The organism is Burkholderia sp. IT-111MI5 (assembly GCF_949752865.1).
In the GTDB taxonomy this organism is placed as follows: domain Bacteria; phylum Pseudomonadota; class Gammaproteobacteria; order Burkholderiales; family Burkholderiaceae; genus Burkholderia; species Burkholderia pyrrocinia_C.
Map to the genome: position 1 here is coordinate 394,712 of NZ_CATKIF010000044.1, position 18,774 is coordinate 413,485.

Consider the following 18,774-nt stretch of genomic DNA (forward strand, 5'->3'; position numbering starts at 1 on the left):
GGCACGCGCCATCGCATGCATTCATGTGGCTAGTCGTCCGCTGGATCTCGTGCGGGACCCGGTGACGACGGACGCGCGACGGGTTCGCCTTGCCGCTGGACATGATGCGCGACCGCGTCGGTCACGGTCGGAAAGAAGCTGGCCGATCCGAATACGTCGAACAAGCCGTAAGCGCGCAGGCGATCCTTCACCGGGCCCTTCATTTCCGCGAAATTCAGCGCGATGCCTTGCTCGCCGAGCTCCTCGCGAAGCGCCACGAGCCGGTCCGCCGCGCTGACGTCGATATCGGTGACGGGTTCTGCCGCGACGACGATTCGATCGACCGGGCCCGCCGCTTGCGTGAGCGCAGCGTGCAGATGCTCGCAGAAAATCTCGACATTGGCATAGAAGAGCGGGGCATCCCAGCGGAACAGCACGAGCCCGGGTGTTTGCACGGCGTCCGGATGCCGCGCAATGTCGTGATAACCGCGAACGCCCGCCAGCCGGCCAAGCACCGCATCGTACGGATGCCAGGCCCGCCAGACGAACGACAGCAGCGACAGCGCGCTCGCGAGCAGGACACCCGGTACGACCCCCATGCCGACGACGCCCGCAAGGCACAGCACCGAAATCAGGCATTCGCCGCGGCGCATTCGATAAAGTCGTACCACGCCGCGGACGTCGGCGATGCCGAACGCGGCGTAAATCACCACGGCGGCCAGCGCCGCACGCGGGACGAGCGTCAGCAGCGCCGGCGCGACTATGAGCAGCAACACGATGCAGGCCGCCGCGACGAGATTCGTGACCTGGCTTTGCGCGCCCGCGGCAATCGCGACGGGCGTGCGCGACGCGCTGCTGCTGACCGCGCAGCCCTGCATCACGCCGGCCAGCAGATTGGCCGCCCCCAATGCGACCAGTTCCTGGTTGCGGTCCGGCGCATCGCCCGCGCGAGCGGAAAGGGCGCGCGACAACATGCTGATGTCGGCGAACGACACCAGTGCCACGGCGACCGCGCCGGACGCGAGCGCGGTCACGTCGGCGAGCGACACGACCGGGAGATGGGGCATGGGCGCGCCGGCGGGCAACGCGCCGACCGTCGCGACCCCGTGCAACGGCAATACGCGTGCGGCCAGGGTCGCCGCCAGCACGGCGATCAATACGCCGGGCCAACGCGGCGTCACGCGCTTCATGGCCGCAATCGCCGCCAGAACGCCCACGCCCAGCACACACGCATCGATCGAAAACCGGTGCTCGAAGAGGGCCCGCACGATGTGCGACAGGCCGGAGAACACGTCGTTGCCGGGGACGGACATGCCGAACAGCTCCGGCAGTCGGCCGACTGCAAGGGCGATGGCGATGCCGTTCAGGTAACCGTACTGGATCGGGCGCGACAGCAGATCGGTGACGAACCCGAGGCGGAGCGTACCGAGCAGGATGCAGATCGTTCCGGCCGACAGTGCCAGCGCGCCGGACAGCGCGACGGCCCGCTGCGGATCATGACCGGCGAGCGGTGCGATGGCCGCTGCGATCAACGCGGCCAGCGCGGAATCCGGGCCCAGCACGAGGATCCGGCTCGGGCCGAGCACCGCATAGGCGAGCAACGCGGCGATTGACGCATAGAGCCCGGTGACGGCGGGCAGGCCGGCCGCCTGCGCGTAGCTCATGCCGACCGGAACCAGCACCGCGGAGAGTGCCAGGCCCGCATACAGGTCGCGCGAGAGCCACGCCCGCCGGTAGTTCGCGAGCAGCGCGATTCCCGGAAGCATGCGTGCGATGTGTCCGGAAAGAGGCCGGATCATCGCGGTTTCGTCAGGGAAAAGCCGGGGCGACGGACATGGCTTGCTCCGGCAAGCGTGCATTCGACGGGATGCCGCCGGACCGTAACAGGCGCGCGAAACGCAAGAGCGGGAAGCGCCATTGCGCCGGATGACGGGACCGCTGCCGCCTGACCGGATACCGGCGTCGCGACACGACGGCGCTCGACATCACGCAGCCTGGAGCGCCGAAAGCTGCAGCGCCTGGGCAAAACGGGCCAGCGACGCAAGCGATCCCGTCACGCTTTCGTAGCGTTCGCGCCCGATCTGCGCATCGAGCATGACCATCATGCCGGCTTCGCGCGCAAGTGCGAGGAGCGTCTGCGTATCGGGTACCGTGCATCCCTGCGCAGCGGACCTGGAGGTGCCGGTGCGGCCGGCTGCCCGGCTTCCCGGTTCGAAACAAGACATCGCATGTGGCATGACGGCTCTCCTGAGCGAACGGCCGGGAATCGATGTGCGGTACAAGCGGTCGTCGTGCATTCAGTATCGTTTCCGCTCCCGCGGGATTCAATCAGGCAGCCCCGAACCGCGTGTAGGAAATGGGCAAATGAAATCGGCCGATTCCTACATCGCGCGGCTCGTCCGTGAAGTCACGCGCCGTGGCGGCCGCGATCGCCGCTGCGCATACCAGCAGCCGATCGCGTGCCAGATGTCCTGCGCGGATTCGCAATAGACGAACAAGTCGAGATCGCTGCGATCGATCATCCCGTCGTCCGCGAGAAAGGCGAAATCGACGACGCGGCGCCAGTATGCCTCGCCGACGAGTATGACCGGCAGCGGCGCGATCTTGCGGGTTTGCAGCAGCGTCAGCACCTCGAACAACTCGTCGCAAGTGCCGTACCCGCCCGGGAAGAACACGGCGGCTTTCGCGCGCTCGAGCAGATGCAGCTTGCGGATCGCGAAATAGTGAAAGCGGAAGCACAGGGCCGGCGTGAGGTAGGGATTGGGCGCCTGTTCGCGCGGAAGTTCGATGTTCAAGCCGATGCTCGGTGCACCGTTTTCGTAGGCGCCTCGATTGGCGGCCTCCATGATGCCCGGGCCGCCGCCGGTGATCACGGCGAGCCTTGCCGTGCGGGTGCGCCGGTCGGCACGGCCGACGATGCGCCCGAATTCGCGCGCGACGCGATAGTAGGCGCTGTATTTGACCAGACGGCTCGCGACCGCGACGGCGCGGCGCCGGCGAGCGTCGTGCGGCCGCTCCGCCAGCGCACGGCTCGCTTCGCGCAGCCGCGCATTGGCTTCGGCGGGCGCGACGATGCGCGTGCTGCCGTAGATCACGATCGTGTGACCGATGCGTTCCTGTTGCAGGCGCTCCTCGGCTTTCCAGTAGTCGAGTTGCAGCCGGATGCCTCGCATGCCGGGGCGCTTCAGGAGCGTCGTGTCTTCATCGGCCTGTATGCAGTTCGCGGTCTCGGCCCGACGCCGCATCGGCCGCGAAAGGGCGCGCGAGGGCCGCGCGCGACGTTGCCGGGCCCTGACGGCGGTCGGTTTGACTACGCTCATGGTGGAGAGGGGGGCTGACAAGGCCGGTTACTGACTCAGGACCCATTGCACCAGTTGGCGGGCGTCGTCACGCGATAGCGGCCCGCCTCGCTCGGCGGCGGAAGGCATCGGCGTATCGCCCCAATGCGCGCGGCCGCCGTGGCGCAGCTTGATTTCGAGTTGCTCCTGCGCGTGCGGCACGCCCCGGTAGCGCTCCGCGATCTGGTGGAACGATGGCGCGAGAAACGGCATGTCGGATGTATGGCAAAACATGCAGTGCTGGGCATCGACGAGCGCGGTCGGTTCGGGCACCACCGTCTGGGCGGCCGCGATGCCGGCCGTCGCGGCGAGCATGCAGGCGGCGAGTAGGCGCGTGACGTTCATGGTTTTTTTCCTCGTCAGGACGAAAGCGGGCGTAGCTCGCGATCAGGAAATCACTTCGTCGAGCGGTCGGCGCGGCGAATGCGGCACATGCGGGCCGCGCCCGATGCGCAGCAGCAGTTGCGGATGCCCGCGAAGCGCGAGCATGTCGCACAGCTGCGCGCGCAGTCCGGCCGTCTCGATCGGCTGGTTCAGGTACGACGCCGTGTAGCCCGCACGCGTCGCGACCAGCAGCATGCGCTCGAGCGCTTGCCCGGCGGCGAGCCAGGCCTCGCGATCGTCGCGAGCCGTCGCGATGCAGACGATCAGCGGCGACGCACCGACGAGCTGGTGGTGCAGCGCGGCCAGGCCGTTGCCGAGATCGAACGTGCGCACCGCGGTCGTCACGATCGGCGCCGCGAAATCCAGCAGCGCCGGCACGCCGGCCGCGAACGCGGGCATGCCGTCGACGTGCCGGCGCGGATCGATCCAGCTCGCCAGTTCGCGGCGGAACCGCGGGTCCGCAAACTGCTGGCGATCCGCGTCGGCGATCACCTCGGCTACCCGGGCGCGCCGCGCGATCGAGTCGGCACAGGCCACGTCCGCGCCTTCCGCGGCGCCCGCCGCGATCAGCGCGTGCTGGAGCGCGTCCGGAACGGGTTCGGATTCGAACGGGGCGCGCGTCGTGACGCGCTCGGGGATCGCGGCGAACAGCGTACCCAGCTCCGCATCGGTGTAGCCGTCGTCGCACACGCGCACGAGCGCCAGGACGTCGGGATCGATATCGGACGGGAACGCGCTGATCGTATGCGCGATTCCGGCGTGATTGAGCGCGACGCGGAGGTTGAGCAGCGCCGCGCCACAACTGATGATCAGTTCGCGATCGTACGGATCGACCACGGGCAGCGCGCGAACCCGGTCCGCGCAGACCGCGATCGTCGTGCCGTCGACGATGAACCGCCACGGCTGGGAATTGTGGCTCGACGGCGCCAGCACCGCGTAGCCCAGCAGCGACCGCAGTCGATCGTCGAGACGGGGGCTTGCAGCAACGGGGGTAACGGATATCATTCGGCAATCTCCAGGGAGCCGGCCAGCGGCGGAACGCCATTTCATCCTGTCAGCAACCGGCCGGCGGCCGTTGACCCACGTCAAGCCCGCGTCAGCGAGTCGTACGGACACGGTTCCATGCGTCTACGCTTGGAACAGGCGAAGCGCGCGACGCCGATCGCGCGGGGGAGATCCAGATGCTTGCAATGATGTTCGACGGGACGACACCGGAGTTGCGCGAGGCACACGTGCCGGACCCGCGGCCCGCGGCGGGCCAGCTGCTGATCGACGTGCATGCATGCGGCGTATGCCGTACCGATCTCCACGTCGTCGACGGCGATCTCGCGCATCCGAAGCTGCCGCTGATTCCGGGGCATGAAATCGTCGGGACGGTGCGCTCGCTGGGCGCAGGCGTGACGGGTTTCGCGGTCGGCGACCGGGTTGGCGTGCCATGGCTCGGCCGGACCTGCGGGCATTGCGCGTATTGCGCCGCCGGGCGGGAGAATCTGTGCGACAGCCCCGGATTCACCGGCTATACGATCGACGGCGGTTATGCCGAGCGCACCGTCGCGGACCACCGTTATTGCGTGCATCTGCCGCAGCGCTACGCCGACCAGGAGGCCGCGCCGCTGCTTTGCGCCGGGCTGATCGGCTACCGTACGTTGCGCATGGCCGGCGACGCACGGCGAATCGGGATCTACGGGTTCGGCGCGGCGGCACATCTCGTCGCGCAGATCGCACACCACGAAGGACGCCGGGTGTTCGCGCTGACGAAACCCGGCGATACCGCTGCGCAGCAGCTTGCGCTGTTGCTGGGGGCGGCATGGGCGGGCGGCAGCGACGAAGCGCCGCCCGAGACGCTCGACGCCGCGCTGATTTTCGCGCCGGTCGGCGCACTGGTGCCGGCGGCGCTGCGGGCGGTCGACAAGGGCGGGATCGTCGTGTGCGGCGGCATTCACATGAGCGACATCCCGGCTTTTCCGTACGCGTGGCTGTGGGGCGAGCGCCGCATCGCATCGGTGGCCAACCTGACGCGCGCGGATGCCGTCGCGTTCATGCGGATCGCCGACGCGACGCCGCTGCGGGTCGAGGCAACGCGCTATGCGCTGACCGACGCGAACCGCGCGCTGTCGGACCTGCGCACGGGGCATCTGTCGGGCGCCGCCGTGCTCGACACGCGCGGCTGAGCCGCGCGATGTGCGAGCCGGGAAATCCGCGGCGTCAGATGCGCGCGAGCTCTTCCGAATCGACGATGCGGATCTGCTTGCCCTGCGCCGCGACGAGCCCTTTCTGCTGGAACTTCGACAGCATGCGGCTGACCGTCTCGAGTTTCATGCCGAGATACTCGCCGATCTCGTCGCGGGTCATCCGCAGCACGAACTCCGCGGCCGAGTAGCCGCGCGCCTTGAAACGCGTGGAGAGATTCAGCAGGAACGCGGCCACGCGCTGTTCCGCGCTCATCGTACCGAGCAGCAGCATCAACGCGGACTCGCGGACGATCTCGCCGCTCATCATCTGGTAGACGTGGTGCTGCATCGTCCGTACTTCGCGGCAGACCTGTTCGAGCTGGCCGAACGGAATGATGCAGACGGTGCTGTCTTCGAGCGCGATCGCATCGCCGTTGTGATGGCCGGTGTGCACGCCGTCCAGTCCGAGCGATTCGCCGACGATCTGGAAGCCGGTCACCTGCTCGTCGCCGTCGCGATGCATGACGACGGTCTTGAACGATCCGGTTCTCACCGCGTAGATGCTGTTGAACGTATCGCCGGCCCGATACAGGGTGTCGCCGCGCTTGACGTGACGCGTCGTGCAGATCATCGCGTCGACCCGCGCGAAATCGTCGGGTGTCAGTTCCTGGGGCAGGCAAACGGCGCGCAGCGCGCACGAAGAACAGCGGGACGACGCGCGCTTCGGCTGGTCCGACCGCTCGACGGGGTGCAGCGGAATAAAGGGGCGCGACTGCGGTGTCATCGATACTTCGGCATGGCTCTGCATGATCTGCTCCGGTTTGTTGGGGCGGCGGCGAATCGCATGGGCACGGTCGCGCTGGCCGCTACGGGCGGCGTGAATCTTCGCCGCCTTCATCGAGGACGTGCCGCATCGGGGTACGGGACGACGATGCAGTCGATGCAGGACTGCGCCGCCGGCCGCGCCGGGAGGCACGCGTGTTTGTTTTTCTTGACCGGGAGTATGGGCAGCCGGGCGCGCGAATGAAATCAGCGAAAATTGAAGATTAAGTAGGTGATGAAGAAGGGCTGTAGGGAAATTCCTACAAGCGTGCGGCGTCTTGCCGCGCTCAGAGGTCGTCCGGATCGTAGAACAGCTTGTGGCGTACCGCATAACGCACGAGCGCCGCATCGTTCGGCATCTGCATTTTCTCGAGGATGCGCGTCTTGTAGGTGCTCACGGTCTTGACGCTGACGCACAGCGCCTGCGCGATGTCGGAGATCGATTCGCCGGAAGTCATGCGCCGGAACACGTCGAACTCGCGATCGGACAAGCGCTGGTGCGGCTGCAGTTCCGCCGGCTCGTTGAGGCTTTGCGCGAACTGCTCCGCCATCGCGAGGCTCACGTAGACGCCGCCGGATGCAATCTTGGTCAGCGCGGCCACCAGCTCCGCGCTCGCGCTTTCCTTGGTCATGTAGCCGGACGCGCCGGCGCGAAACGCACGCACCGCATATTGCTGTTCCGCATGCATCGTCAGCACGAGGATATGCAGGGCCGGCTTTTCGTCCTTGATCTGCCGGATCAGTTCGATGCCGTTGCGGCCGGGCATCGACAGATCGAGCACCAGCACCTGTGCCGGGGTGCCGCGGATCAGCGCAACGGTCGAAGCGCTGTCGCACGCCTCGCCCGCGACCTCGAACCCGTTTGCGTTCTGCAGGATGTACCGGAGGCCGTCCCGGACGAGCGCGTGGTCGTCGGCGATGAGTACCCTGATCATGCGACATGCCCCTTGCCGGATCGCGTGGAACGGCTGCGCGGCGGCGCTCGTTGATCCTGCCCCGATTCGAACATCCCGATCGTCCGGCGTCCGGCCGCGGTCAGGATGGCCGTCTTCGATGCCCGGATGCCGTTCCGGCACATGCGCTTGCATGCGCCGATCCGCCGTTGCGGACGTTGCGGACGTTGAATGGAATTGTGCGCGTTTTGCAGGGGTTCGCCAATCGGCGCACGTGCACCGTGCCGCCGTGCCTGGCGCGAGGCCTGCTTGATCGGTGTCAACCGGCCGGGCGGCGGCGGGCCCAGACTGAAGATCCCGATCCGGCCGGAACGGGATGCAGAAACCGGGAGGCGCCATGTATGAACGGATCTTCGCCGCGCTCGACGACAGTCGCGGCGCGCGGCTCGCGCTCGACGAGGCGATCACGCTCGCCCGCGCGTCGGGCGGCCTCGTGGTCGCCGTGTGCGTCGTGACGGATACGCCGCCGCTGACGAATATCGGCAGCGCTTATGTCGATCGGATCGCCCCGGGCGGGGTAGATGCAAACCGCGCAGCGGTGGCGGTCGCCGATGCCGAAACCGCATTCCGGCTGTGCGGGGTGCGCGGCACCGCGCAAACGATCGATGCGTGCGGCGAGAACGTGTCGTCGGTGCTGGCGCGCGCGGCCACCGACTGCGATGCCGACCTGATCGTGATGGGGACGCACGGCCGGCGGGGTGTTCGCCGGGCGTTGCTCGGCAGCGTCGCCGAGTCGCTGCTGCGCACCGCGGACCTGCCCGTGCTGCTGGTCCGCGACGATTCGGGCGCGCCGTGATCCGCCAGGACGACGGGGCGGCCGACCGAGGCCGCCCCGTTCGCGTTCATGCTCAGTGCGACAGCAGCACCGGCACCGTCATGGTTTCGAGGATCGTGCGCGTCGCGCCGCCGAGTACGCGCTCGTGCATCCGGGTATGGCTGTACAGGCCCATCACGATCAGGTCCGCGTGAAGGTCGGTGGCCCGGTTCAGCAGCGTCGCGCCGACGCCGACCGTGCCTGGGCGTGTCGTCGTCGAGAACGATGCGCGGATGCCGTGGCGCTCCAGGTACGCGGCGACGTCCACACCTGCCGGCGTCTTGTCCGGATCGGGTTGCCCGTGGCTGACCGTCTCGACGTTGACGAAGCGCGCACGCGCGAGCAGCGGCAGCGCGTCGGCCATCGCGCGCGCGGCTTCGCGCCCGCCGTCCCAGCCGATCAGCACGTTCTCGCCGATCTTGCGCACGTCGCCCGCGTACGGCACGACGAGCGCCGGACGGCCGCTGCCCATCACGACGTCCTCGATGAAATGGCGCGCGACGTACGTCAGGCGGTCGTCGGGATCCTCCTGGCCGAGCACGAGCAGGTCGGCATGACGCGCATGCAGGATCGCGGCGTCGGTCGCGGCGCCGGCGGGCGCCTGCCATTCGACGCTGCGCCCCGCGCGCTCGGCGGTTGCGAGGAATTTCTCCTCCGCGTCCTTGCGCCGCTGTTCGCACAGGCGCTCGTACACCGCGAGCTTGAGCGGCTCGTCGGGCCGCCGCAACGGTTCGAAAAGATCCTGGCAGACCACGTACAGGCCGATCAGGTGCGCGTTCCAGCGTCCTGCGAGTTCGAGCGCCAGTTCGACGCGCGTCGCGCAGCGATCGCTGTCGTCGAGATGGACGAGCAAGGTCTTGTAGCTCATGACGGCTCCTTTTCGGTAGACGCAGCGCCGGGCGCCGCGGCGGGCACCGGCGCACAACTCGCCGGAATCATCAGCACGGGGCACGCGGCGCGCCGCAGCAAGCGCTCGGCGACGCTGCCCAGGACGAGGCGGCTGAAGCCGCGCCGGCCGTGGGTGCCCATCACGATCAGGTCGGCGCCGGCTTCCTTCGCAACGATCAGGAGCCGCTGCGCGACGTCTTCGCCGCCCGGCTCGACATTGGCGATCCGCGGCGTGCCGGTGACGCCGCGCGCAGCCATGCGCTTGGCCGCGTCGTCGGTGACGCGCAGCCCTTCCTCGCGGAACGCGTCGATCAGGATCGACGGATCGTAGCCGTACATGTCGTAGGCCGGCACCAGGAAATCGACGACGTAGACCGGCGTGAGCCGCGCGCCCGATTCCGACGCAAGCGCCAGTGCGGCGTCGAGCGCGCGGGACGACGGTTCGCTGCCGTCGAGCGCGACCAGAATGTTCGAGTACATGGCGGTTCCCTCTGAACGCGTGTCAACGATTTCATCATCGGCGCACGCGCGCCGATCGCGCTGATCTGGATCAAGCGGCGCCGTCGCGTCGCAGTAGCCGCACCGCATCGCGTGCCGCAATCCACGCTTCGTCGGCCGGCTCGACGACGAGCAGCGCGAGCGTACGCAGCGGCGCGCTCAGTGCGACATCCTCAGTGCGACATCAGTACCGGCAGCGTCATCGACGCCAGCACCGTGCGCGTGGCGCCGCCCATCAGCAGTTCGTGCCAGCGCGGATGGCCGTACGCGCCCATCACGAGCAGATCGCTGCCCGTTTCGTACGCGCGCGACAGCAGCGTGTCGCCGACGGACGCGCCGGCGCCGCTATCGATGTCGAGCACGTTGACGTCCGGCGCGTGGCGCGCAAGCATCAGCGCGGCATCCGCGGCCGGAATGCGGGTGGTCGCCGCTTCGGAATCGCCGTCGATCACCGCGGCCACCGTCGTGCGTTTCGCGTGCTCGAGAAAGGGCAGCGCGTCGTGCGCGGCGCGCGTGGCCTCGCGGCTGCCGTCCCACGCCACCAGCGCGCGTTCGCCGATCGACGGGAATTCCCCGGCATACGGCACGAACAGCACCGGACGCCCCGCGGACATCACGAGCGTTTCCGGAAACTGGTCGTCGATATAGGTTTCGGGGTCGTTCGGGTCGCTCTGGCCCGCGATCACGAGATCCGCGAGACGCGCGAGACGCGGCACCGCGACGTTGGCGCGCTCGTCGGCGCGAATCCAGGCCGCCGATACGCCGGCCCGTGCCGTTTCGGCATGAAACAGGCGCTCGAGTGCGGCGAGACGTTCGTCGCGCTGGTCGCGCTGCTCGCGAAAGTAATCGGCGGAACCGGCCATCACGTAGAACGAAGTCGGCTCCGGTGTGTAGATCGCGAACACCCCGGTCAGGTGCGCCTTGAAGCGCCGCGCGAGACGCAACGCGAGCTCGAGGCGCGAATGCGCGCGAACGCTCGTATCGAGATGCACGACCATGCTCTTGTAGCTCATCTGGATCGCTCCATCGACGGTGTATCCGCCATTGCAATCCAGTCTACGAAGCGGGCTTCCCGCGCGCTTGACGCAGATCAACGGCCGCCGTGCCGCACAGCCGCACAGTGAGGCGGTCGCGGCCGGTACCGGGCAGGCGGCGCAAGACGGGTGCCGCCCGGGGTGCAGCCGGGGGCCGACCCTTCGACCGAATCGACAGAGGGAAGACGATGACCACCGACGCTTTGACGACACCGAACGGCGCGTGCCGGGCAGCCTGCGACATCGCGCTGCGCCTGTTCGCGCTGAATCGCGACTGGCAGCACGAATGGCATGCGCTGACGGGACGGCGCATCGAGCGGGATCGCGACGCGGCGCGGCAGTTGCAGCAGGCGCTCGCGGACACGCGGGAATGGACCGAGTTCGGCGCGGCGGCACAGCGCGTGATGCGCGATTACGCGATCGCGAGCGCCGCGATCTGGCAGGACGCCGTCGAATGGGGCATGCGCACGCAATACGAGGAGGCGGGGGTCTGGCGCACCTGGCTGCGCGAGTATGGCGCGGACATGCTGTCGCGCTACCAGACCGACTGGCTGCCCGACGTGAGCCGGCTGGCGGTGGTCAACGAAGCGAGCATGCCATGGCACGAATGGATGGCGGCGTTCGGACGCGGCATGACGGACATGGCCGGCGCGAATGCGACGCGGGAGCACGATCATGTGCGCTGACCGTGTCGCATTCGTGACGGGCGGCACGGGCGGCCTGGGCGCCGCGATCAGCCGCCGCCTGCATGCCGCGGGCATGACCGTCGCCGTGTCGCACACGGAGCACAACGACCATATCGCGACCTGGCTGGCGCACGAGCGCGAAGCAGGGCGCACCTTCCATGCGTTCGAGGTCGACGTCGCCGACTACGACTCGTGCCAGCACTGCGCGGCGCGCGTGCTCGCGCAGTTCGGTCGTGTCGACGTGCTCGTCAACAACGCCGGCATCACGCGCGACGCCAGCTTCGTGAAGATGACCAAGTGCATGTGGGACGCGGTGCTGCGCACCAATCTCGACAGCATGTTCAACATGACGAAGCCGTTCGTGCCCGCCATGATCGAAGCCGGCTTCGGCCGCATCGTCAACGTCGGCTCCGTGAACGGCTCGAGAGGCGCGTACGGGCAGGCCAACTATGCGGCCGCCAAGGCGGGCATTCACGGTTTCACGAAAGCGCTCGCACTCGAGCTCGCGCGACACGGCGTGACGGTCAACACGGTGTCGCCCGGCTATCTCGCGACCGCGATGGTCGAGTCGGTGCCGAAGGACGTGCTCGACACGAAAATCCTGCCGCAGATTCCGGTGGGGCGCCTCGGCAACCCCGACGAAATCGCGGCGCTCGTCGCGTGGCTGTGCTCGGACACGGGCGCATTCGCGACCGGCGCGGAATTCGACGTCAACGGCGGCATGCACATGCGATGAATGATTCCGTCATCCGCGTGCCGGTCACGCGCCGTCCGGCTGCCGCCGCCGGTGAACTCGCGCAGGTCCCGCGTCCGTGCGCGGGCGCACGGCCCGACGTGTCGCCGGCCGAACAATGGGATCGCGCGGCGCGCGCGAGCCTGGCCACGATGACACTCGGCTTGTCGCCGGTGTCGCTGGCGCTGGCCATGATCGACTGGGGCGCGCATCTCGCCGTGTCGCCCGGAAAGTGCTTCGAACTGGCGTGGCAGGCATGGCTCGCGGCCGGTCCGTTGCCGGCGGCGAACGGCGCGGCCGACGCCCAGGACGAGGCCGGGCTGGCGGTGCATGCCGGGCAGGCCGATCCGCGCTTCGCCGCACCGGCGTGGTCGAACTGGCCGTTTTGCGCATATCGCGACGGCTTCCTGTCGATCCAGCGCTGGTGGCGCGATGCGACGCACGGCGTGCGGGGCGTCGAGCGGCATCACGAAGCACTCGTCGGGTTCGCCGCGCGGCAATGGCTCGACGCCTGCTCGCCGGGCAATTTCATCGCGACCAATCCGGTCGTGCTCGACGCGACGATACGCAGCGGCGGCGCCAATTTCGCGGCCGGTGCGCGGCACTGGCTGGACGATCTCGGCGCGCAGATCGATCGCGCCGGCGGCGCCCGTCCGCGCGATGCGCAGGCCTATCTGCCCGGGCACGACGTCGCGATCACGCCGGGCCGGGTCGTATGGCGCAACGCACTGTGCGAATTGCTGCAGTACGAACCGACGACGGCCGGCGTCGCACGCGAGCCGATCCTGATCGTGCCGTCGTGGATCATGAAGTACTACATCCTCGACCTGCAGCCGCACAATTCGCTGATCCGCTTCCTGGTCGACGCGGGCTACACCGTGTTCGCGATCTCGTGGCGCAATCCGGGCGCGGGGTCGCGCGATCTCGGGCTCGACGACTACCTGCGCGACGGCTGCCTCGCCGCGCTCGACGTCGTTCGCGAGCAGTGCGGCGAAGCCGTCCACGCCGTGGGCTACTGCCTCGGCGGCACGCTGCTGGCCATCGGCGCGGCGGCGCTCGCGCGCGACGGGCGGCAGCACGACACGTTGCGTTCCGTCACGCTGCTGGCGGCCCAGACCGATTTCAGCGAACCCGGCGAACTCGGCCTGTTCGTCGACGCGAGCGAGCTGTCCGCGCTCGACGCGCTGATGTGGCGGCAAGGCTACCTGGACGGCTCGCAGATGTCCGCCACGTTCGAGCTGCTGAATGCGCGCGACCTGATCTGGTCGCGCATGATGAGCGAGTATCTGCTCGGCAAGCGCACGAAGCCGAACGACCTGATGTCGTGGAATGCGGACGTCACGCGCATGCCGTACCGCATGCACACGGAATACCTGACGCGGCTGTTCCTCGACAACGACCTCGCGGCAGGCCGCTATTGCGTCGACGGCCGGCCGGTCGCGCTGTCGGATATCGACGTGCCGATGTTCGTGGTCGGAACCGAGCGCGATCACGTGTCGCCGTGGCACTCCGTCTACAAGCTTCACCTGCTCACGCACAACGCGCTGACTTTCGTGCTGACCTCGGGCGGCCATAACGCCGGCATCGTGTCGGAACCCGGCCATCCGGGCCGCCACTATCGCCGCGCCACCCGCGAACCGGGAGCGCCTTACCGCAGCCAGCACGACTTCGTGAACGAAACACGCGCCGTCGACGGGTCGTGGTGGACGTGCTGGCGCGACTGGTTGCGCGCGCACGCGTCGGGCGACGTGCCGGCACGCACGCCGGATGCCGGCCTGGGGGCGGCGCCCGGCACTTACGTGCTCGAAACTTGAAGAACCTGACCGGCGGCGTGCTCGATCGCGCCGCTCATCTTCGCGGCGGGATCGGGCCTGCGCATCGACAGCGCTGCCGGCGCATGCGACGCCTGCCTGCAACGTGCACGCCGGGCCCGATCAACGAACGAACCTCCCTTTCGATGGAGACAACGCAATGAAAGCACTCGTATACCAGGGGCCGCGGCGCAAGGCGCTCGAACGGCGGCCGATGCCGGAGCTGCAGGCGCCGACCGACGCGATCGTCCGCGTGACGCGCACGACGATCTGCGGCACCGACCTGCACATCCTGAAGGGCGACGTGCCGTCGTGCGAACCCGGCCGTGTCCTCGGCCACGAGGGCGTCGGGATCGTCGAGCAGGTCGGCGCGGCGGTCGACACGCTGCAGCCGGGCGATCACGTGCTGATCTCGTGCATCACGTCGTGCGGCCGGTGCGAATACTGCCGGCGCGGCCTGTACTCGCATTGCACGACGGGCGGCTGGATCCTCGGCAACCGGATCGACGGCACGCAGGCCGAGTACGTGCGCATTCCGCACGCGCAGACCAGCCTGTACCGGCTTCCGCCCGGCGCGGACGAGGATGCGCTCGTGATGCTGTCCGACATCCTGCCGACCGGGTTCGAATGCGGCGTGCTGAACGGCAAGGTGCAGCCGGGCTGTACGGTCGCGATCGTCGGCGCGGGGCCGATCGGGCTCGCGGCGTTGCTGACCGCGCAGTTTTACTCGCCCGCGCAGATCATCATGATCGACCCGGACCGCAACCGGCTCGACGTCGCGCGGCGCTTCGGCGCGACCGACTGCTTCGACGGCGCCAGTGGCGACCCTGTCGCGGACGTGATGAAGCTGACCGACGGCGTCGGCGTCGATTGCGCGATCGAGGCGGTCGGGATTCCGGCGACGTTCGAGATGTGCACGTCGCTCGTCGCGCCGGGCGGCGTCGTCGCGAACGTCGGCGTGCATGGCGTGAAGGCCGACCTGCATCTCGAGAAGCTGTGGGATCGCAACATCGCGATCACGACCCGGCTCGTCGATACGGTCAGCACGCCGATGCTGCTGAAGACCGTGCGCGCGGGGCGGCTCGATCCGAAGCGTCTGATCACGCACCGGTTTTCGCTCGACGACGTCGAGCGCGCGTACGACACGTTCGGCCGCGCCGCGGAAACGCATGCACTGAAGGTCATCATCGAAGTGGCGTGATGGCGGCGCGCGGCGCGGCGGGAGCGGGAGCCCGCCGCGTCGGATGACGCGATGCGCGCGGCGTTCGTGCGCCGCGCGTCGTCGTCAGGATGACGGCGTTGCCGGTTCGCGCGTGTCGTCGCGCTCGGCTTCGTCGAGATCGACGGTCTGCCCGTAGGTCGGCACCTCGCACGGCCAGTGCAGGGTCTCGGCGATGCGCCGCCGCAACGCATCGGCCGCCGCCGGCTCGCCGTGCGTGACGAAGGTCCGGAACGGCGCGCGCTGCATCGTGCCGAGCCATCGCAGGATTTCCTCGTAGTCGGCATGCGCGGACAGCGACGCGATCGACTCGACCCGGGCACGCACGCGCACGTACTCCCCGTGAATCTTCAGCGTCGGCTCATGCGCTGCCAGCGCCGCGCCGCGCGTGCCCGCGGCCTGGTAGCCCACCAGCGCGATCGTGTTGCGCGGATCGGGCGCATAGCGGCTCAGGTGATGCAGCACGCGTCCGCCCGTCGCCATGCCGCTTCCCGCAATGATGACCATCGGCCCCTGGTGGTCGGCGATCGCCTTCGACTGGTCGACCGTTCGGATCATCGTCGCCGCGTGGCCGAGCGCGTTCGCTTCCGACAGGGTCAGCCGGTGCTCGAGGATGTGGTGGCGATAGATCTCCGTCACGTCCGTCGCCATCGGGCTGTCGAGAAACACCGGCACGCGCGCCATGCGGCCGGCCGCCTTCAGGCGCGCGACGTAGTGCAGGATCTCCTGCGCGCGGCCGACGGTGAAGCAGGGGATCACGACCACGCCGCCGCGCGAGAAGGTGTTTTCGAACAGCGTTGCCAGCTCGGCCTCGGGGTCCGATGCCGGATGCAGCCGGTCGCCGTACGTCGATTCGACGACCAGGTAATCCGCATGCGCCGGCGGCGTCGGCGGCTGCATGATCGGGTCGTGATAGCGGCCGAGATCGCCGGAGAACGCCAGTACCTTGTGATCCCAGTGCATCACGACGCTGGCCGCGCCGAGGATGTGACCGGCCGGCAGCAGCCGGAACGACAGGCTGCCGCCCAACGCGACGCATTCGTCGAATGCGACGGGTTTCATCAGGTGCAGCGCGCGTTGCGCGTCGTCGGTCGTGTAGAGCGGCTGGGCCGGATGGTGCTTCGAATAACCGTGCCGGTTCGCGAAATCGGCTTCTTCCTCCTGCAGCCGCGCGCTGTCGCGCAGCATGATGTCGCAGAGTTCGGCCGTGGCCTGCGTGCAGTACACCGGGCCGCGAAACCCGTCGCGCGCGAGCACCGGCAGGTAGCCGGTGTGATCGAGATGCGCATGCGTGAGGACCACCGCATCCAGGGTGTCGGGCGCGACCGGCAGCGGGTTCCAGTTGCGCAGCCGCAGGTTCTTCGTGCCCTGGAACAGGCCGCAATCGACCAGGATGCGCCGGTCGCGATGTTCGACCAGATACTTCGATCCGGTCACGGTTTCGGTCGCACCGAGAAAAGTCAGCTTCATGGCTTGCCTCGCCGGGAGTTGGAGAGTTCGATGTTCCGATTACATCGCGTGTGCGCGCAATCGCGTTGACTGAAGTCAGGGATTGCCGTATCCGCGTGCGAAGGAAGGCGCTGAACAGTGGCGATTCGACAGGAGAATGGCGGCGAGCTGCCGGCCGGCATGCGGGGCGCTCCGTTTGATGGGGTTGATGTGTGTCAACCGCGCCCGTCGGCATCCCCCTACAGTCGACACCAAGGCTTGCGCACGTGGTGCGCAGAGCCGACCAGCGCGGCGCGTTCGAAAGCCGGATGATCCAGCCGATGCCGCGCATTTGCGTATGGAACTCACGGCGGTGCGAGGCGTTGGCGATGAAACAGCGATGGTTGGCGGTTGGCGTGGCGCTCGCGTTGAGTGCTTGTGCGGGAGAGGAGCATACCGCCGCATTCAGGAAGAAGGAAACGCAACTGCTCGAGACGCGCCAGACGGCATTGCTGCGGTGTGCGACGCAATCCGAATGCGACCGTGCGTGGAATCGCACGCGGGACTTCATCGAAAGACGTTCGTCGACCCGGATCACGCGATTCGGCCCGGACCTGATCGAAACCGCGCAGTCGCATCTGGCCGGAAACATCTATCTGTGGGCGTCCCGCGCAGCGTCGGCAGACGGGAGCGCGACGATCCGGCTCAAGGCGATGTGCAAAGGCATGTACGACAGCAATGGCGGCCCGGGCTGGCAATACGACGGTTGCGCGGCGAAGATCCTCGAGATACAGGAAGGCTTCCGCTCGCTCCAGGATCCGTCGTCTGCACAGGGAACGCCTCCACGATAGGGCGACAGCGCGCGGCGCAGCGCCGCGCGCCGGGTCGGTCACGCCATTTGGCCGATCGTCTTGCGGAACCGCATCAGCGACAGCAGGAACAGCGCGCATCCGATCGCGAACAGCACCGCGAACTGTACCCAGACCGCATCGAAGCCGGCGCCGCGATACAGGATGCGCTGCGCCAGCTCGACGAAATGAGTGGTCGGCGCGGCCAGCATGATGTCCTGCACGGCCAGCGGCATGCTTTCTCGCGGCGTCAGCCCGCCCGACAGCAACTGCAGCGGCAGCAACACGAGCACGAGCAGCATCCCGAACTGCGGCATGCTGCGCACGAGCGTCGCGAGAAAGATCCCCATCGACGTCGTCGCGAACAGGTGCAGCGCCATCCCGGCGACGAACAGCGGCACGGAGCCCGGAATCGGCACGTGCAATGCGCCGCCCACCACGAACGTCAGCGATGCGACGGCCGCAACCGTGACGACGAGCCCCATCGACCAGACCTTCGCGAGCATGATTTCCGCCGCGGTCACCGGCATGACCAGCAGATGTTCGATCGTGCCGTGCTCGCGCTCGCGGATCAGCGCCGCCCCGGTCAGGATCATCGACAGCATCGTCACGTTGTTGATCAGTTCCATCAGCGCGCCGAACCATACCTCGTCGAGATTCGGGTTGAAGCGCATCCGCATCGCGAGATCGACGGGCGGCAGCGGCGTGCCGCGATAGCGCCGCACGAACGCGTCGATCTCGCCGGACACGATCTGCTGGACATAACCGCTGCCGGTGAATGCCTGGGTCATGCGCGTCGCATCGACGTTGAGCTGAATCGTCGCATGGCGGCCGGCCAGCACGTCGCGCTGGAAGTCCGGCGGAATGTCGAGCGAGAACGTGTAGTCGCCGTTGTCGAGACCGCGATCGGCCGCGACGGCGTCGATGATCGGCGGCGCCGCGAACTGCGGCGGGAAGAACGCCGCGACGATGCGCGCCGACAGCGGCGACGCGTCCTCGTCGACGATCGCGATCGGCACCTTGTGCAGCGTTTCCGGCCGAGCGGTGGCGGCGACATAGATCGACGCGCTGAACGTGTAGACGATCAGCGCGAGCAGGATCGGGTCGCGGGCGAGGCTCCAGAGTTCCTTGATGCCGAGCCGGTAAATGGCGAGCAGGCGCGACATGG

General features: G+C 68.3%; 19 protein-coding genes. 7 read left to right on the plus strand and 12 right to left on the minus strand.

Annotation, left to right across the window (positions count from 1 at the left end):
* Positions 1 to 29: 29 nt before the first annotated feature.
* From ACM6JT_RS26470 to ACM6JT_RS26490, 5 genes are all read right to left on the minus strand, one after another.
* Positions 30 to 1,778, minus strand: a complete 1,749-nt coding sequence (locus tag ACM6JT_RS26470) for a SulP family inorganic anion transporter (protein WP_414857609.1) — start codon at positions 1,776 to 1,778, stop codon at positions 30 to 32.
* A gap of 186 nt (positions 1,779 to 1,964) precedes the next feature.
* Complete coding sequence (locus tag ACM6JT_RS26475) at positions 1,965 to 2,216, minus strand: hypothetical protein (RefSeq protein WP_347066805.1); 252 nt, start codon at positions 2,214 to 2,216, stop codon at positions 1,965 to 1,967.
* Positions 2,217 to 2,360: 144 nt separating this feature from the next.
* Positions 2,361 to 3,299, minus strand: a complete 939-nt coding sequence (locus ACM6JT_RS26480; protein ID WP_407970558.1) for a TIGR00730 family Rossman fold protein — start codon at positions 3,297 to 3,299, stop codon at positions 2,361 to 2,363.
* Positions 3,300 to 3,326: 27 nt separating this feature from the next.
* A complete protein-coding gene (locus tag ACM6JT_RS26485; protein ID WP_034184235.1) occupies positions 3,327 to 3,662 on the minus strand; it encodes a c-type cytochrome in 336 nt (111 codons plus the stop codon).
* Between the two features lie 42 nt (positions 3,663 to 3,704).
* Complete coding sequence (locus tag ACM6JT_RS26490) at positions 3,705 to 4,706, minus strand: Acg family FMN-binding oxidoreductase (RefSeq protein ID WP_414857610.1); 1,002 nt, start codon at positions 4,704 to 4,706, stop codon at positions 3,705 to 3,707.
* Positions 4,707 to 4,882: 176 nt separating this feature from the next.
* Here ACM6JT_RS26490 and ACM6JT_RS26495 point away from each other — a divergent pair, with 176 nt between their 5' ends.
* Entirely contained in the window at positions 4,883 to 5,872 is a 990-nt protein-coding gene (locus tag ACM6JT_RS26495; protein WP_414857611.1) for a zinc-dependent alcohol dehydrogenase family protein, read from the plus strand.
* A gap of 34 nt (positions 5,873 to 5,906) precedes the next feature.
* Here ACM6JT_RS26495 and fnr read toward each other — a convergent pair whose 3' ends face one another.
* Both fnr and ACM6JT_RS26505 read right to left on the minus strand, forming a co-directional pair.
* A complete protein-coding gene (gene fnr / locus ACM6JT_RS26500; protein ID WP_034184297.1) occupies positions 5,907 to 6,680 on the minus strand; it encodes a fumarate/nitrate reduction transcriptional regulator Fnr in 774 nt (257 codons plus the stop codon).
* A 301-nt stretch (positions 6,681 to 6,981) separates the two neighbouring features.
* A complete protein-coding gene (locus tag ACM6JT_RS26505; protein WP_414857612.1) occupies positions 6,982 to 7,629 on the minus strand; it encodes a response regulator in 648 nt (215 codons plus the stop codon).
* 355 nt (positions 7,630 to 7,984) lie between these two features.
* Between ACM6JT_RS26505 and ACM6JT_RS26510 the strand changes: the two genes are divergently transcribed.
* Positions 7,985 to 8,443 (plus strand): universal stress protein, encoded by a 459-nt coding sequence (locus ACM6JT_RS26510; RefSeq protein WP_034184239.1) that lies wholly within the window; start codon positions 7,985 to 7,987, stop codon positions 8,441 to 8,443.
* 52 nt (positions 8,444 to 8,495) lie between these two features.
* Here ACM6JT_RS26510 and ACM6JT_RS26515 read toward each other — a convergent pair whose 3' ends face one another.
* From ACM6JT_RS26515 to ACM6JT_RS26525, 3 genes are all read right to left on the minus strand, one after another.
* The gene (locus tag ACM6JT_RS26515) at positions 8,496 to 9,329 is read right to left on the minus strand and encodes a universal stress protein (protein WP_131948828.1); all 834 of its coding nucleotides are present in this window, start codon (positions 9,327 to 9,329) and stop codon (positions 8,496 to 8,498) included.
* Positions 9,326 to 9,829 (minus strand): universal stress protein, encoded by a 504-nt coding sequence (locus ACM6JT_RS26520; RefSeq protein ID WP_105390122.1) that lies wholly within the window; start codon positions 9,827 to 9,829, stop codon positions 9,326 to 9,328. The genes ACM6JT_RS26515 and ACM6JT_RS26520 overlap by 4 nt, the downstream gene beginning before the upstream one ends.
* Positions 9,830 to 10,020: 191 nt before the next feature.
* Entirely contained in the window at positions 10,021 to 10,860 is an 840-nt protein-coding gene (locus ACM6JT_RS26525; RefSeq protein WP_407970559.1) for a universal stress protein, read from the minus strand.
* A 209-nt stretch (positions 10,861 to 11,069) separates the two neighbouring features.
* Here ACM6JT_RS26525 and ACM6JT_RS26530 point away from each other — a divergent pair, with 209 nt between their 5' ends.
* The 4 genes from ACM6JT_RS26530 to ACM6JT_RS26545 all read left to right on the plus strand — a co-directional run bounded on the left by ACM6JT_RS26530 (position 11,070) and on the right by ACM6JT_RS26545 (position 15,312).
* Positions 11,070 to 11,567 carry a hypothetical protein gene (locus tag ACM6JT_RS26530; protein ID WP_175749448.1) on the plus strand — a complete coding sequence of 166 codons (498 nt, stop codon included), beginning with the start codon at positions 11,070 to 11,072 and terminating at the stop codon, positions 11,565 to 11,567.
* A complete protein-coding gene (phbB, locus tag ACM6JT_RS26535; protein WP_414857613.1) occupies positions 11,557 to 12,303 on the plus strand; it encodes an acetoacetyl-CoA reductase in 747 nt (248 codons plus the stop codon). Before ACM6JT_RS26530 ends, phbB begins: the two co-directional genes overlap by 11 nt.
* The gene (locus ACM6JT_RS26540; RefSeq protein WP_414857614.1) at positions 12,300 to 14,114 is read left to right on the plus strand and encodes a PHA/PHB synthase family protein; all 1,815 of its coding nucleotides are present in this window, start codon (positions 12,300 to 12,302) and stop codon (positions 14,112 to 14,114) included. The genes phbB and ACM6JT_RS26540 overlap by 4 nt, the downstream gene beginning before the upstream one ends.
* 157 nt (positions 14,115 to 14,271) lie before the next feature.
* Positions 14,272 to 15,312, plus strand: a complete 1,041-nt coding sequence (locus tag ACM6JT_RS26545) for a zinc-dependent alcohol dehydrogenase family protein (protein ID WP_105390118.1) — start codon at positions 14,272 to 14,274, stop codon at positions 15,310 to 15,312.
* An 84-nt stretch (positions 15,313 to 15,396) separates the two neighbouring features.
* Here the strand turns inward: ACM6JT_RS26545 and ACM6JT_RS26550 are convergent, their stop codons facing one another.
* Complete coding sequence (locus tag ACM6JT_RS26550) at positions 15,397 to 16,800, minus strand: MBL fold metallo-hydrolase RNA specificity domain-containing protein (RefSeq protein WP_034184246.1); 1,404 nt, start codon at positions 16,798 to 16,800, stop codon at positions 15,397 to 15,399.
* A 287-nt stretch (positions 16,801 to 17,087) separates the two neighbouring features.
* Here ACM6JT_RS26550 and ACM6JT_RS26555 point away from each other — a divergent pair, with 287 nt between their 5' ends.
* Positions 17,088 to 17,609, plus strand: coding sequence for a hypothetical protein (locus ACM6JT_RS26555; RefSeq protein WP_414857615.1), 522 nt, complete (start codon positions 17,088 to 17,090; stop codon positions 17,607 to 17,609).
* A 38-nt stretch (positions 17,610 to 17,647) separates the two neighbouring features.
* Here ACM6JT_RS26555 and ACM6JT_RS26560 read toward each other — a convergent pair whose 3' ends face one another.
* Positions 17,648 to 18,772, minus strand: coding sequence for an ABC transporter permease (locus ACM6JT_RS26560; RefSeq protein ID WP_034184247.1), 1,125 nt, complete (start codon positions 18,770 to 18,772; stop codon positions 17,648 to 17,650).
* Between the last annotated feature and the right edge of the window lie 2 nt (positions 18,773 to 18,774).

Bases quoted from the DNA above. Each gene is read 5' to 3' on its own strand.
- ACM6JT_RS26470 (WP_414857609.1), bottom strand. From the start codon at position 1,778: ATGATCCGGCCTCTTTCCGGACACATCGCACGCATGCTTCCGGGAATC.
- ACM6JT_RS26475 (WP_347066805.1), bottom strand. From the start codon at position 2,216: ATGCCACATGCGATGTCTTGTTTCGAACCGGGAAGCCGGGCAGCCGGC.
- ACM6JT_RS26480 (WP_407970558.1), bottom strand. From the start codon at position 3,299: ATGAGCGTAGTCAAACCGACCGCCGTCAGGGCCCGGCAACGTCGCGCG.
- ACM6JT_RS26485 (WP_034184235.1), bottom strand. From the start codon at position 3,662: ATGAACGTCACGCGCCTACTCGCCGCCTGCATGCTCGCCGCGACGGCC.
- ACM6JT_RS26490 (WP_414857610.1), bottom strand. From the start codon at position 4,706: ATGATATCCGTTACCCCCGTTGCTGCAAGCCCCCGTCTCGACGATCGA.
- ACM6JT_RS26495 (WP_414857611.1), top strand. From the start codon at position 4,883: ATGCTTGCAATGATGTTCGACGGGACGACACCGGAGTTGCGCGAGGCA.
- fnr (WP_034184297.1), bottom strand. From the start codon at position 6,680: ATGCAGAGCCATGCCGAAGTATCGATGACACCGCAGTCGCGCCCCTTT.
- ACM6JT_RS26505 (WP_414857612.1), bottom strand. From the start codon at position 7,629: ATGATCAGGGTACTCATCGCCGACGACCACGCGCTCGTCCGGGACGGC.
- ACM6JT_RS26510 (WP_034184239.1), top strand. From the start codon at position 7,985: ATGTATGAACGGATCTTCGCCGCGCTCGACGACAGTCGCGGCGCGCGG.
- ACM6JT_RS26515 (WP_131948828.1), bottom strand. From the start codon at position 9,329: ATGAGCTACAAGACCTTGCTCGTCCATCTCGACGACAGCGATCGCTGC.
- ACM6JT_RS26520 (WP_105390122.1), bottom strand. From the start codon at position 9,829: ATGTACTCGAACATTCTGGTCGCGCTCGACGGCAGCGAACCGTCGTCC.
- ACM6JT_RS26525 (WP_407970559.1), bottom strand. From the start codon at position 10,860: ATGAGCTACAAGAGCATGGTCGTGCATCTCGATACGAGCGTTCGCGCG.
- ACM6JT_RS26530 (WP_175749448.1), top strand. From the start codon at position 11,070: ATGACCACCGACGCTTTGACGACACCGAACGGCGCGTGCCGGGCAGCC.
- phbB (WP_414857613.1), top strand. From the start codon at position 11,557: ATGTGCGCTGACCGTGTCGCATTCGTGACGGGCGGCACGGGCGGCCTG.
- ACM6JT_RS26540 (WP_414857614.1), top strand. From the start codon at position 12,300: ATGAATGATTCCGTCATCCGCGTGCCGGTCACGCGCCGTCCGGCTGCC.
- ACM6JT_RS26545 (WP_105390118.1), top strand. From the start codon at position 14,272: ATGAAAGCACTCGTATACCAGGGGCCGCGGCGCAAGGCGCTCGAACGG.
- ACM6JT_RS26550 (WP_034184246.1), bottom strand. From the start codon at position 16,800: ATGAAGCTGACTTTTCTCGGTGCGACCGAAACCGTGACCGGATCGAAG.
- ACM6JT_RS26555 (WP_414857615.1), top strand. From the start codon at position 17,088: ATGATCCAGCCGATGCCGCGCATTTGCGTATGGAACTCACGGCGGTGC.
- ACM6JT_RS26560 (WP_034184247.1), bottom strand. From the start codon at position 18,772: ATGTCGCGCCTGCTCGCCATTTACCGGCTCGGCATCAAGGAACTCTGG.